Below are 13,062 nucleotides of genomic sequence, written 5' to 3' on the forward strand. Positions count from 1 at the left end.
GTTCAGCGCTGCTGCGCATGGAACACACAGCGGATTCCCCTGGTGCGCGGCAAAGCAAAGCACTGGTTGCAGCTGATGCACCGCGCCCTTTCCCCCGAAAGCAGGCGGGGGATCAGATCGCCCTGGCAGATCAGCGGCCGGCTGAGCGAAACCATCGGGATACCGGCATCGATCACCTTGGCGATGTCCTGCAGCGAGCGCACCCCGCCGACCAGAATCAGCGGCATACTGAGCTGCTGCTGCACCCGCGCCGCCCTTTCCAGATAGTATGTCCGCTCGTTGGCGCTCTTCTTTGTAAAATCGCAGCCCGAAAGCTCTGCGGCGGCAACCCCGAGCGATTCCATTTGCTGCAGATAATACAGCAGGTCCTCTTCATATTGGCGATCGTTTGCCTGAACATTGCTGTTGATCTTTACGAGAATCGGGAAACTCTCGGAGGTGGCGCGCCGTACCGCCTCGATGATCTCCGCGCAGAAGCGGAAGCGATTTTCAGCGGAACCGCCGTATTCGTCGGTTCTGTTGTTCATCATCGGCGTTAAAAACTCGCCGAGCAGATAATCGTGCGCCATGTGAATCTGCACGCCGTCGAACCCGGCCTGATACGCGCGGGAAGCCCCTTCGGCAAAGCACTCGCGGATTTCGTCCATCTCTTCCCTTGTTAGCGCGCGTGCAAGTCGTCCCCTGGAATACACCCGCTCCGACGGAGCCACGGGCTCCTCCACATCCGCGTTGCCGCCCGCGTGGTTCAGCTGCGCGACGATGCAGCCCTCTTCCATGTGAACCACATCTGTCATCCGCCGCATCCCTGGCAGAAAGCGCCCGTCATAGATGCCGTTCTGCGAGGGGGAGGCCTGTCCCTGCGGATGCACATAGAAATGCCCGGTGATGATCATGCCCACCTCATGCGATGCGAACGTGCGCATAATCTGCAGCTGGCGTTCGCTCACGGTGCCGTCCTCGTTCTCCACGCCGTCGCGCGTAGCGGAACGCACCAGATGATTCCGCAGCTGCAGGTTCCCCAGCCACATGGGTTCAAGCGCTTCGGAATAGCCCATGCTCTTGGCGATCATTTCATAGGTAGGCAGCTCCACCTGATAGCGCTTGCCCAGGCGAACCACCTCGAACAGAAGCTCGTTGATTTCGGACGGGCCGCCCTTTTGCAGATCTCTCTGCATAGAGGTTGTGCTGTCCGGTGCGGAGTGATCCAGAATCTCGAGATTTTCCTGAACCACATCGGTGGAAAACGGAATTCCCATCGCCTGCGCAAGCTGGCCGATCTCCCCCACCAGGCTGGCGAAAACCGCTCTCTTTCTGGGATTTTCTCGGATCTCGCCCATGGTATTCTGAAAGAACACACCCGCGGCCGCCATAGGAGAAACACAGGAAAACTTTTGAAACGCGTCGCGGATAATATTCGTGGATACGATTACATCGATCCCGCTCTCGCGCAGATCGCTCTCAATGTCATAGAAAATATCTGGGCAGCTCGAATCGCGGTTGCCGTACACAACACGGAACAGCGGGCCCTTCTGCGTGATTTCGCCGGGGGCTGAAATGTAGGACACGATGTAAACACAGCCATCCGCCACCGTAAGGCCCGGCATGCGCACCGCCAGTTTTCCGCCGGTGCCGTACACGTTCAAAATCGGCACAATCATGGTATCCGGTCGTGCAACGCGGCGGAGGAACGGACAGACCTCATCCATCGAATACCCTTTGACACATACAAAAATCACATCGGGGCTGTCCTCGTAGCTTTCCATATCGAACGCCTGCGCATTCTCAATGTGCAGCCGTCCGCGCAGCTCAGAATCGACTACCAGCCCGTTCTGACGGATCGCTTCCAGATGACTGCCTCTGGCGATGAACGAAACATCCTTGCCGCTCGCGGCCAGAAATCCGCCGATTGCGCCCCCTGTTCCTCCTGTTCCTACAATCAAGTACTTCATGGAAATCCCTCCGGTGATAAAATGACGCCGGCCCCGAAGAGCCGGATTTTTCAGCGATTTTTCCTTATCATAGCACCTTTTCCGACTCTTTGCAAAGCGCCCCGCACTTACCGGATGACAACGATTGTCTCTTCCCTGCTGAAGGCGAGAAGCGGCACCTGTTTTTCACTGTTTCATCGCGGATTAGAACCTGCTATCAAGCAGGGATGCCATTCCGGAAAAAGAGCGGGACGGGATAGTCCCGCCCCGCTTTGATCTAAAATCTGATTGCTGTCTTGCACGGAATTATACTTTGGTATTTCTGGCCGGTGCCGAAGAGGAAGAGCGAAGCTGGAACTGAGACACCAGCGATTTCATCATCTGGGCCTGACTGGAAAGCTCCTCGCTCGCCGCCGCGCTTTCTTCCGCTGTGGCAGAATTGGTCTGCACCACCGCAGAAATCTGATCCATTACCGTAGTCAGGTGATCTACCGCAGTGGACTGCTCTTCGGTGACCTCCGCAATCTCGCGGTGCTCTCTCTGCGTTTCTGCCATGCTCTTTGTCACGGCCTGCAGGGCATCCAGCGCTTCTCCCACCATTCTGGAACCTTCCGAAACCGCGTTCAAAGAGTCCGAAATCAAAGCGGAAGTACTCTTCGCGGATTCCGCGCTCTTCGACGCAAGACTGCGAACCTCGTCCGCAACAACAGCAAAGCCCTTGCCGGCTTCTCCCGCACGGGAGGCCTCAACAGCGGCGTTCAGCGCCAGAATGTTCGTCTGGAACGCGATATCTTCAATCGCCTTTACAATGTTGCTGATCTGAGAGGAGGTCTGCTCAATGCGCTTCATGGCCTGCACCATGCTCTGCATTTTATCGTTGCACTGACCAACCTCACCCATTGTCTGGGTAGCCCATTCACCGGCCTGAACCGCATTCAGGGCGTTTTCCTTCACCTTGTCGGACAAATGGTGGATCGCCGCGGCCAACTCCTCAATGGAAGCCGTCTGCTCCGAAGCGCCCTGCGCCAGATTCTGCGCACCGTAAGATACCTGCTCGGATTCATTGGACACCATACCGGCAGATTGATTGATCTGGCTCAAGGTATCGTTCAAAGAAAGTACGATTCTCTCAAAATGGTCGGACAGCGGCTTGAAATCTCCGCGGTATGCATCCTGCGCCTGAGATCTCACATTGAAATTCGAGCGCGAAAGAGCTTCCAGCAGCGAAACGAGATCTGAAATGATGGCGCGCAGATTCGAGACAATCACTTCTGTCGCGTCGGCCAGGCGTCCCGTTTCATCCTTGGTATGTATCTGCGGCACAGGAGACTTCAAGTCGCCCTCCGACAGCGCATATAGGCGATCCGCACAAATGGAAATCGGTTTTGCAATTTTACCCCCAATCCAAAAGGAAACCACAACACCTACCAGACAGTACACCACAGTCAAAATAATGATCCAAAAAATTTCGTCGGCCCCGGATTTGATTACCAAAGTACTGATAGTACCAAAAGATACACTTAGCAAGACAATAATTGCCAATAGAATTGAGGCGATTCTGAAACGGATGCTTTTCATCATAAACCAGCTCCCTTAACCTGATGTTGTGGGGGAAAACCTCCATATGTAATTCGTTCCGATTATCCTTGATATAGGCTTTCATGCACAAGTCGACAAAAAGGATAGAAAAAAATAGAACTTCATTTAGTAATTTCGTCCCTATTGCGAAAAAATTTAGTGATTTTGAAAAAGAAATAATAAAAACCACTTTAAAAACACAAGATTTTATTTATTGACTCATTTTTAAGCTTTCATTTTTCGCATTACGCCGAATGGCTTGACGAATCGTTCATTTTCCGCTATAATTTCGAAGCAAGTATGCTTTCTAATATCCTGATCAAATATTTCCGGGTGTGGCGCAGCTGGTAGCGCGGGTGGTTTGGGACCATCAGGCCGCAGGTTCGAATCCTGTCACTCGGACCAAAAGAAAAAGACCCCTTTGTGGGTCTTTTTTCTTTTGGTATCACGGGGCTGAGGGGTCGAACCTTCGTGCAGGTGCAGAGAAACGGAACGGGAACAATTATATGAAAAAATGGAGGGACTTGCGGAACGCGGGTTCAACGCGTCAACACCCGAACCCTGTCATTCGGAGCAATATAAAACGTGTTCATAAAGACAAAAAAGTTGATGCCATGTCAGCCTGCTTTTGTTTACATATATTTCTTTATATGTCTTTCTTTCTTATTGCTCCTCAATCAGTTATAATGTTACTGATATAAATAGAAATTGAATTATCGTTTATGTATATTAGGCGAAGCAAGGGGTAAAAGAATGAACAAGAAAATCGGAATGTATGCTTCCATAATAAATGTATGTGCAGTAATAGCATTTGCTTTCTGTATGCTGATAGGAAACGACTTCGGAAGTTACCTTGTTTGTATGTTCATTGCATTTAGCTTTGTTCCAATGATTTGTACTTTTACTTTTTATAGCAGTTTCGAAAAGAAAGTTGCTGGAAATATCGCAATGGTATTTGCAGGAATGTACGCTGTATTTATTTTATTCGTCTATTTTGCGCAAGTGACGACAGTGAGACTTGATAACCTGAATGAACAGGCAATACAAATCCTTTCTTATCCAAAGTTTGGTTTATTTTTTAGCTATGATTTACTTGGCTATGGGTTAATGGCCATATCAACATTTTTCACGGGACTGGCCGTAGAGGTTAAAACAAAGCCAGATAAATGGCTGAAATGGTTGTTGCTAATTCATGGAGTTTTTGCGATTGTCTGCTTTATTTTGCCGATAATAGGTTTATTTCGTACTGGTATGGAAGGTGCTGAATGGATTGGAACCGCAGTATTGGTATTTTGGTGTGTTTATTTTACACCGGTTAGTATTTTATCCTTCCTTCATTTCAAAAATCAATAATAAGAGTGTAAGCATAATGAGAATCTGACAAACTTCAATTCGTCGGTTTACTTGGCTAATATAGTGATGCAATATCCGTTTGCCTGATGCCAAAAGCCTTTATTTTATGCGGGTTTCCAAGTTGTTTCTTATGAACGCTCGCACCATAGGAATAGCCCCAAAACGAAGATTTCGTTTTGGGGCTATTCCTATTTGTAAACAGTTTCGTTAGCAAACCGACTTTTTTCTGAAATGAGTAAAATGAATATTTTTTTTAAAAATATCTCCTATACAAGCCGCAGACTTCTGCAACGCGATATCTTTTTTCTTTGGACCGTTTCTTTATCCGGCTTAATAGAATGCTCTCTCGCTGCGCTTTATTTTTGCAGCAGTCGCCACAGGGTGGTACGACTGATGCCCAGGCGTTTGGCGGCGGCGGTATGATTGCCGCCGGTTTCGTCGACCACTCGGATGGCGATGTCCTGGCTGATCTCTGTCAGCGTCCGGTTCAGATCCAGAGGAGCGGCGGCATTTTCTTTCTGGGAGGAGAAGGCGCCGACGTGCCGCTCCTTCCGCAGCACGCGACGGACGTTGTCGGCGGTGATGATCTGGTTGGCGCTCGTCACCGCCAACTCCTCAATGACCCGGCGGAACTGGGTGTAGTTGTGGGGCCAGTGGTAATTTTGCAGCAGGGACAGAGACTCTGGGTCTGCGCCCAGAATCTGCCGGGGCATGTTGACGTTCATATGGCTCAGGCACAGATTTACCAGAGTGGGAATCTGCTGAGAAATCTGCCGCAGAGGCGGCAGATACAGCGAGAGACAAGAGAGTTTATCCTGGAACAGAGCACCTACTTTAGAAATATACTCGCCGCTCTGGCAAACACAGGAGAACATCACCCGGTTTCGCCGGCATACATCCATCTCCGTCAGCACGGCGATGAGCTGGTACTGTCGCTCCCGAGACAACACATCCACATTGGCAAAGTAGATAGTGCTTCCCTCATCTGCCAGAGGGGAGTTGTGGTGCTCCATGAGAAAAGCCCAGCTGCGGTCGTTCAACAGGCTGCAGTTAATGGATACCAGCGGGTTATTCCGCAGAGGCCCCCGAATGTAAAGCATGCGGACGATGGATTCCTTGCCCGTACCGTCCTCGCCGGTGAAAATGACCGGGGCGGTGCTTTGATTGATTTGGTCAATTTCCTGCTGAGAACCGTGCAGGTTCCCGGCGAAGCTGAAAATGCTGTTGTAATAAGCCGCCTCTGCCTCGGCCTGACTGGAAAAACGTATCCCCACCTGGTTGGGGGATACGGGCAATTTTCTGGCATCGAAGAAGAAGGCGGTATAGTGCAGAGCGCCGCTCCTAATTTGCCGGACACGAATGGAATAGAGCATGCCCCCCAGGGAACGGCTGATCCGCCGATCTCCCTCCTGCAAAGATTGGGACAGCTCCTCGCGCAGCAGTTCCAATAGTTCGGGTTTTAGATCGTCCAGGGTGGACAGAAACAGATTTCCCTGACTGTCAAAGACAACGGTCTGTCCGATCTGTCCTCGAATCAGCTCCCGGAAGAACAGGTTTTCATCCCGCAGGTATTGCTGGCTGTCACACAGCAGCAACGCATGGTGAAAGGCATTTCGGATACTGTCGATACCGGAGGTGATCAGGAAGGAATTGATCCCCAGCCGCTGGGCGGTGGTGTTGACAATCACGTCGCAGAGAATGGCGTGATATTGTTTCTCCTGAAGACTGCGCAGGGTCGGCTCCACGGCCTCAACGGTATCTACCGTGTAGATATCCATGTCGCATTCCAGCAGATCGCACAGGGACAGCACCTGGTTTCGGATGTTGGCGAAGAAGATCATGGCGGTCTTTTCTTTCAGCCCGTTGGCCAGCTTGATGGCACAGAGAATGTCATACATGGAAATGTCAATCTCAATCACCGGGATGGTCAGGTGCTGCCGCAGCATCTGTGCCGTAGCACCACGGGAGATGACCACATCGTAATCTCCATGAAAGTTGTTCTGAATGATGACAAGACCCTGCTCCAGATCACCGACATAGACGGTCAGATCGATCTGAGGATATTCTTCCACCAGATTGAGCATTTGGATTTTCATTCCCTCGTAGGGCGCAATGCCTAAAACACGAATATGCTTCTTCATGGACGCCTCCATTATGCGTTTCAATTATGGACATATTATATCAAACATACAAAAACGAAGCAATACTTTTCCATTTGTTTCAAATATAAACGATTATAGGAATCAAAAAAGATTGCACAGCAGCAGTTAAATATGTAAAATAAACACAAAAGCAGATAAATAAGGATTTATAATTTTCAAAATAAACAAAAGATGGAATTAAGCCTTCTAATCTGTTTCAAAATAAAACGACCGGGAGGTGCATATATGGTAAAGCTTCTGATCATTGCAGATGACTTCACAGGAGCATTTGACACCGGCGTGCAGTTTGCAGCCAAAGGAGCAGCCACAACTGTGGTCACCGATTCGACCTATGATTTCCGGTCAATTGGAAAAACGGCGGAAGTTTTGGTAATGGTGGCAGAAACCCGGCACCTGCAGCCGCAGGAGGCCTACGAGATTGTGTATCACACAGTGCGCAAAGCACTGCAAGCCGGGATTCCTTACATTTATAAAAAGACGGACTCCGCGCTGCGGGGAAACGTGGGCAGTGAACTGACGGCGCTGATGGATGCAGCAGGCGTCGATGCCCTTCCGTTTCTCCCGGCCCTTCCGAAGCTCAACCGGATCACCAAAGCGGGAATTCACTATATCGACGGCGTACCTGTAGCCCAGAGCGTGTTCGGCCAGGATCCCTTTGAACCGGTTTTAGACTCGGAGGTGGCAGAGATTCTTGGACGGCAGACAGCTGTACCGGTGGTGATGCACTCACAGATGGAGACCAATGGGATTTCGAATCCCGGCATCCAGATATTCGATGCGGAAACGGATGCCGATCTGAGGCGCATCGGCAGGCAGCTGGGGCTGGAGCGGCTGCGATTCTGTGCAGGATGCGCCGGATTTGCGGCGGTTCTGGCAGATCTGCTGAATCTGAAGGGGCAGGCTCCGGAACTGCCTGAGCTGGAAAGCACGCTGTTCATATCCTGCGGCAGCGTCAACCCGGTCACCATCCGCCAGATGAAGGCGGCACGGGAACAGGGCTTCCCCCATGTCAATTTGGACCCGGTTCAGAAGCTGGAACGGAGTTGGGTGAACAGTGATTCAGCCGGAGAATGTGTTCGGCAATGGCTGGCGCAGGCATCCGCGGAAAAGCGGTTTATTCTGGATGCAAATGATCCGGAAGGGTGTGAGGATACCGAACTCTACGCCCGGGAACAGGGGCTGACGCCGGAACAGGTTCGGGTGCGGATTCCGGAGAACCTGGCAGCTTTGATGAAGCGAATGCTGGATGACGGCCTGAAGGCCACTCTTTTGTGCACCGGCGGCGACACGCTGCTGGCGTTGATGCGAGCGGTCGGCGTTTCGGAACTGACGCCCATTTGTGAAATGGCAACCGGCGTTGTTTTGACCGAATTTGTTTACAAAGAAAAAACCTACCATATTATTTCAAAATCCGGCGGTTTCGGCGACCAGGATTTATTTGTAACATTGGCAAAAAGGATTTCCCGGAAATCCACAATATATTAACTGGAGGTACATCTTATGAATTATCCTACTCTCCCCGGTCTGACTTTGGACGGACGAATCTTCCGCAACGAAGAAACGGGTACTGTGGAATCCATGGTGCCTCCCGGACCCTTCGCTACCTGCCATTCCCCCGCCATGCTGGAACTGCCCAATGGCGACATGCTGTGCTGCTGGTTTGCAGGTACTTATGAAGGGGATGCAGACGTGCACATCGTCTGCGCCCGCCTTCCCAAGGGCGCCGATCGCTGGACGGAGCCGGTCGCCGTTTCCGGTGATCCCCGGCGCAGCGAGCAGAATCCTTCTCTGTTCTATGGTCCTGACGGCGCTGTTTGGTGTATGTACACCGCTCAGCTGGATCGTGTTGCGGGCAAGGACAACATGCAGTTCACCTCTCAAATCCGCTGCCAGAAGAGCTTTGACGGCGGACTGACCTGGAGCGATTATGAGACCATATTCCCCAGAGAGGGCAGCTTCTGCCGCCAGCCCATTCAGGTTCTGAAAAATGGCCGCTGGATCTTCGGCAACTGGCTGTGCACCGACTCTGAGGAAGGCCTGTCCGGTGACCCCAGCGTGTTTCAGCTCTCTGATGATCAGGGCAAGACATGGCGTATGGTAGAGATGCCCAACAGCCGCGGTCGTGTCCATCCCACCGTTGTGGAGCTGGATGACGGTCACCTGGTCGCTTTCATGCGCAGCCGTGAGGCCGACAACGTCTACCGCAGCGAGTCTCTGGACTGGGGCGAAACCTGGTCTGAGCCAAAACCCACCCCTCTGCCCAACAACAACTCCTCCATCAGCGCTATCCGCACCAAGAGTGGTCGTGTTGCTGTGGCATACAATCCCACCTGCACGCCCTCTCCCGTTCCCGGGAAGGCTGCATGGCCCGGTCTGCGCTGCCCTGTTGCCGTGGCACTGTCCGAAGACGACGGCCTGACCTTCCCCTTGATCCGTTGGATGGAGCGCGGCGAGGGATACATCGGTGAGGAAAACAAAACCAACAATAAGCAGTACGAGTACCCCTACCTGATGCAGAGTGCCGACGGCAGACTGCATCTGACCTACGCAGCTTACACCCGCAAGTGCATCAAATATGTCAGCTTTACGGAAGAGGACGTGATTGGTGCAAAGCGCGAGCGCATTGGCGTGTATAATCCCACCTCCGGCGAGGGTACAAAATAAGACGATATCCGCACGGAGGGATGCCAAGTAATTGTTACAAGGAGTGATATGAGATGCAGACTGTATACAATTTGAAAATGCCCCATGCTGTTTACGGCGGCGAAAATGCAATAGACAATATTACCTCCATCCTGAAAAATGATCAGGTGAAGCGTGTGGCCATGTTCACCGATAAGGGAATTCAGGCCACTGGCCTGTTTGCTCTGCCGGAAGCTGCGGTGAAGGCTGCGGGAGCCGATTACTATGTTCTGGATGAGATTCCTCCCGAACCCTCCTACGCAGCGGTGCAGAACATTGTGAATCAGTTCAAGGCAAGCGGCGCCGATATGATCGTTGCCTGCGGCGGCGGCAGTGTTATGGATGCCGCCAAGCTGGCCAGCGTGCTTGTCACCGAGGAATACGGTGTAAAGGAACTGCTGGATGAGCCCGGACGCGCCAGAAAGTGCGTTCCCATCATTCTGATTCCCACCACCGCCGGTACCGGTGCGGAAGTAACCCCCAACGCCATCGTCGCCGTTCCGGAAAAGGAGCTGAAGGTCGGCATTGTCAATGAGAATATGATTGCCGATTATGTGATTCTGGACGCCCGGATGATTAAAAACCTGCCCAGACCGATTGCCGCATCTACCGGTGTGGATGCTCTGGCGCATTGTATTGAGTGCTTTACCAGCAACAAAGCCAATCCTTTCAGCGATCTGTATGCACTAGAAGGGCTCGATCTCATCCTGAATAACATCGAAAAAGCCTGCGATGACCCCGAAGCGATGGCCGAAAAAAACCGGATGCAAATTGCCGCGTACTACGGCGGGCTTGCCATCACGGCTTCCGGTACCACCGCTGTTCATGCCCTAAGCTATCCTCTGGGCGGCAAGTACCACATTGCCCACGGCGTTTCCAACGCCATCCTGCTGGCGCCGGTGATGCGTTTCAACGCACCAGTCTGCCAGGATCGTCTGGCTCAGGCCTACGACCGCTGCTGCCACGACACCTTAAAGACCTGCCATACCGCGCAGGAAAAGGCAGAATGGATCATCGGGCAGCTGGAGCGCATTGTCCGTCATCTGGACATTCCCACCAGCCTGAAGGAATTCGGCGTCCCCCGTGAGGATCTGGATGGCCTGGTTGCGGCCGGTATGCAGGTGCAGCGTCTGCTGGTAAACAACATGCGCCCTGTCACTGCCGAGGATGCGAGAAATCTATACTTGGAAATCATGTAAATAATTTTTAAGAAGGAGAGCGCTACTATGAAGCATGTTGAACTGAAAGGCATTATTACTCCTATTCTGACCCCCATGAATTCCGATGAATCGGTTCATTTAGACGAGCTGCGCAACCAGATCGACCGTCTGCTGGAGGGCGGTGTTCACGGCCTGTTCCCCTTCGGTACCAACGGCGAAGGCTACATCCTGAACGAAAAGGAGAAGATTGAGGTTCTGGAGGCTACCATCGACCAGGTGAAGGGTCGTGTACCTGTGTACGCAGGCAGCGGCTGCATTTCTACGATCGACACCATCCGCATGAGCAAAAAGGCTCAGGAGCTGGGCGCCGACGTGCTGTCCATCATCACCCCCAGTTTCGCTTTGGCATCCCAGAAAGAGCTGTACGACCACTATGTGGAGGTTGCCAAGCATGTGGATATTCCCATCGTGCTGTACAACATTCCCGCACGTACCGGCAACAAGCTGCTGCCCGAAACCGTTGCCAAGCTGGCGAAGGATGTAGATGTCATCATGGGCGCCAAAGACTCCAGCGGTGACTGGGATAACCTTCTGGCCTACATCACCCTGACGAAGGAGCTGGATAAGGACTTCCGCATTCTGTCCGGAAACGACTCCCTGATTCTGCCCTGCCTGAAAGCAGGCGGTGCAGGCGGCATCGCAGGATGCGCCAACGTATATCCCCATGTTCTGGCATCCATTTATGATTTGTTCCAGGCCGGTAAGCTGGAAGAAGCCGAGGTCGCTCAGGATTCCATCGCTTCTTTCCGTGCCGTATTCAAGTACGGCAACCCCAACACCGTTGTGAAAAAAGCAGTTTCCCTGCTGGGCTACCCCGTAGGCGACTGCCGCCGTCCCTTCAATTACCTGTGCGACGAAGGCATTGAAGCTCTGAAACTGGTTTTAAAGGAAAATGCCGACAAGGGCATGCGCTAATAAGGAGAATATCATGATGCAATTGAGACCTGTTCTTGGTATTTCTATGGGTGATCCCTATGGAAACGGCCCCGAAATCACTGTTCGTGCACTGGCGGACGCAGAAATCTACCAGCGCTGTAAACCCCTAGTGGTGGGCGACGAGACCTCCATGCGTTACGCTCTGAAGGTGGCCGAGAAGCTTCACGGTATCCATCTGGAGCTGAATGTGGTTTCTTCCCCCGCCGAAGGCAAATACACCTGCGGCACCATCGACCTGATGGATCTGGGACTGGTGCCCGCAGACAAGATCCCGGATACCTCCGAACTGAAAGAGCCCAAACCCTTTGGCGTAGGCGCCTGCGCTCTGGGCGGCGAAGCGTCCTTCCAGTATGTCGTCAAGGTGATCCAGCTGGCGATGGACGGTCAGATCGACGCTACGGTGACCAATGCACTGAGCAAGGAAGCCATCAATATTGCCGGCCATCACTACTCCGGTCACACCGAGATCTATGCGGATTACACCAAAACCCCCAAGTACAGCATGATGCTGGCTCACGACGAGCTGCGAGTGGTCCATGTCTCTACTCATGTGTCTCTGCGTCAGGCCTGCGATCTGGTGAAAAAGGATCGTGTTCTGGAGTGCATCCGCATTGCCAACGAAGGCTGCAAGTCGCTGGGAATCAAAGAGCCCAAAATCGCAGTCGCCGGCCTGAATCCCCACTGCGGCGAGAATGGCCTGTTCGGCACGGAGGAAATTGAAGAAATCCAGCCAGCCATCGATATCGCCCTGGCTGAGGGCATTAATATCCCTGATCAGAAGCCCGTCCCTGCTGACACTGTGTTCTCTAAGGCACTAGGCGGCTGGTATGACATCATTGTGGTCATGTACCACGACCAGGGACACATCCCCCTGAAGGTGAAGGGCTTTGTCTATAATCGGGAGGAAAAGCACTGGGAGGCTGTCGCCGGGATTAACGTGACCCTAGGTCTGCCCATCATCCGCGCCAGCGTGGACCACGGCACCGCCTTCGGCCATGCAGGCAGCGGCCATGCAAACGAGCTGAGCCTGATCAATGCCATGGATTATGCCATCCGCATGGCCAATGCTAAGCAAGAACGCTAATATTTTACAGTCTATGTTCTGCTGTGGGCTGCAAAATCAGGCAGCCCACTATTTCTCTCAGTCAGTGATCAAGCATCTCGCCGAACTGGAAGCTTGGATTCATACAGTGTCTCCCGCAA

Annotated in this window: 9 protein-coding genes and 1 tRNA gene; 7 read left to right on the forward strand and 3 right to left on the reverse strand. The window is 52.5% G+C overall.

The features are described from left to right. Positions 1–2 precede the first annotated feature (2 nt). Positions 3–1,949, reverse strand: a complete 1,947-nt coding sequence (locus TY09_RS17540) for a 2-dehydropantoate 2-reductase (protein ID WP_052335531.1) — start codon at positions 1,947–1,949, stop codon at positions 3–5. Between the two features lie 285 nt (positions 1,950–2,234). Beyond that, on the reverse strand, positions 2,235–3,509 hold the full coding sequence (locus tag TY09_RS00955) for a methyl-accepting chemotaxis protein (RefSeq protein ID WP_042430195.1): 1,275 nt from the start codon (positions 3,507–3,509) through the stop codon (positions 2,235–2,237). Between the two features lie 326 nt (positions 3,510–3,835). Between TY09_RS00955 and TY09_RS00960 the strand changes: the two genes are divergently transcribed. Then, a tRNA-Pro gene (locus TY09_RS00960) sits at positions 3,836–3,911 on the forward strand. 348 nt (positions 3,912–4,259) lie between these two features. Then, entirely contained in the window at positions 4,260–4,859 is a 600-nt protein-coding gene (locus tag TY09_RS00965) for a hypothetical protein (RefSeq protein WP_042430198.1), read from the forward strand. 356 nt (positions 4,860–5,215) lie between these two features. On the opposite strand, the gene TY09_RS00970 is transcribed toward TY09_RS00965, so the two are convergent. Next, positions 5,216–7,000 carry a sigma-54-dependent transcriptional regulator gene (locus tag TY09_RS00970; RefSeq protein WP_042430201.1) on the reverse strand — a complete coding sequence of 595 codons (1,785 nt, stop codon included), beginning with the start codon at positions 6,998–7,000 and terminating at the stop codon, positions 5,216–5,218. Between the two features lie 246 nt (positions 7,001–7,246). Between TY09_RS00970 and TY09_RS00975 the strand changes: the two genes are divergently transcribed. Genes TY09_RS00975 through pdxA form a run of 5 tightly spaced genes read left to right on the forward strand, consistent with a single transcriptional unit; the run spans position 7,247 to position 12,943 of the window. After that, positions 7,247–8,506 carry a four-carbon acid sugar kinase family protein gene (locus TY09_RS00975; RefSeq protein ID WP_042430204.1) on the forward strand — a complete coding sequence of 420 codons (1,260 nt, stop codon included), beginning with the start codon at positions 7,247–7,249 and terminating at the stop codon, positions 8,504–8,506. Positions 8,507–8,521: 15 nt separating this feature from the next. Then, a complete protein-coding gene (locus tag TY09_RS00980) occupies positions 8,522–9,685 on the forward strand; it encodes a sialidase family protein (RefSeq protein ID WP_042430207.1) in 1,164 nt (387 codons plus the stop codon). Positions 9,686–9,738: 53 nt separating this feature from the next. Next, positions 9,739–10,902, forward strand: coding sequence for an iron-containing alcohol dehydrogenase (locus TY09_RS00985; RefSeq protein WP_042430210.1), 1,164 nt, complete (start codon positions 9,739–9,741; stop codon positions 10,900–10,902). Between the two features lie 27 nt (positions 10,903–10,929). After that, the gene (gene dapA, locus TY09_RS00990) at positions 10,930–11,838 is read left to right on the forward strand and encodes a 4-hydroxy-tetrahydrodipicolinate synthase (RefSeq protein WP_042430213.1); all 909 of its coding nucleotides are present in this window, start codon (positions 10,930–10,932) and stop codon (positions 11,836–11,838) included. Positions 11,839–11,851: 13 nt separating this feature from the next. Further along, positions 11,852–12,943 carry a 4-hydroxythreonine-4-phosphate dehydrogenase PdxA gene (pdxA, locus tag TY09_RS00995; RefSeq protein ID WP_081759574.1) on the forward strand — a complete coding sequence of 364 codons (1,092 nt, stop codon included), beginning with the start codon at positions 11,852–11,854 and terminating at the stop codon, positions 12,941–12,943. The last annotated feature ends 119 nt before the right edge of the window (positions 12,944–13,062 follow it).

This window comes from Faecalispora jeddahensis (genome assembly GCF_000577335.1).
Taxonomy (GTDB): Bacteria; Bacillota; Clostridia; order Oscillospirales; family Acutalibacteraceae; genus Faecalispora; species Faecalispora jeddahensis.

Coding starts and splice junctions, on each gene's coding strand:
- TY09_RS00970 (WP_042430201.1), bottom strand. CDS start 7,000: ATGAAGAAGCATATTCGTGTTTTAGGCATTGCGCCCTACGAGGGAATG.
- TY09_RS00975 (WP_042430204.1), top strand. CDS start 7,247: ATGGTAAAGCTTCTGATCATTGCAGATGACTTCACAGGAGCATTTGAC.
- TY09_RS00985 (WP_042430210.1), top strand. CDS start 9,739: ATGCAGACTGTATACAATTTGAAAATGCCCCATGCTGTTTACGGCGGC.
- TY09_RS00965 (WP_042430198.1), top strand. CDS start 4,260: ATGAACAAGAAAATCGGAATGTATGCTTCCATAATAAATGTATGTGCA.
- TY09_RS17540 (WP_052335531.1), bottom strand. CDS start 1,949: ATGAAGTACTTGATTGTAGGAACAGGAGGAACAGGGGGCGCAATCGGC.
- pdxA (WP_081759574.1), top strand. CDS start 11,852: ATGATGCAATTGAGACCTGTTCTTGGTATTTCTATGGGTGATCCCTAT.
- dapA (WP_042430213.1), top strand. CDS start 10,930: ATGAAGCATGTTGAACTGAAAGGCATTATTACTCCTATTCTGACCCCC.
- TY09_RS00955 (WP_042430195.1), bottom strand. CDS start 3,509: ATGATGAAAAGCATCCGTTTCAGAATCGCCTCAATTCTATTGGCAATT.
- TY09_RS00980 (WP_042430207.1), top strand. CDS start 8,522: ATGAATTATCCTACTCTCCCCGGTCTGACTTTGGACGGACGAATCTTC.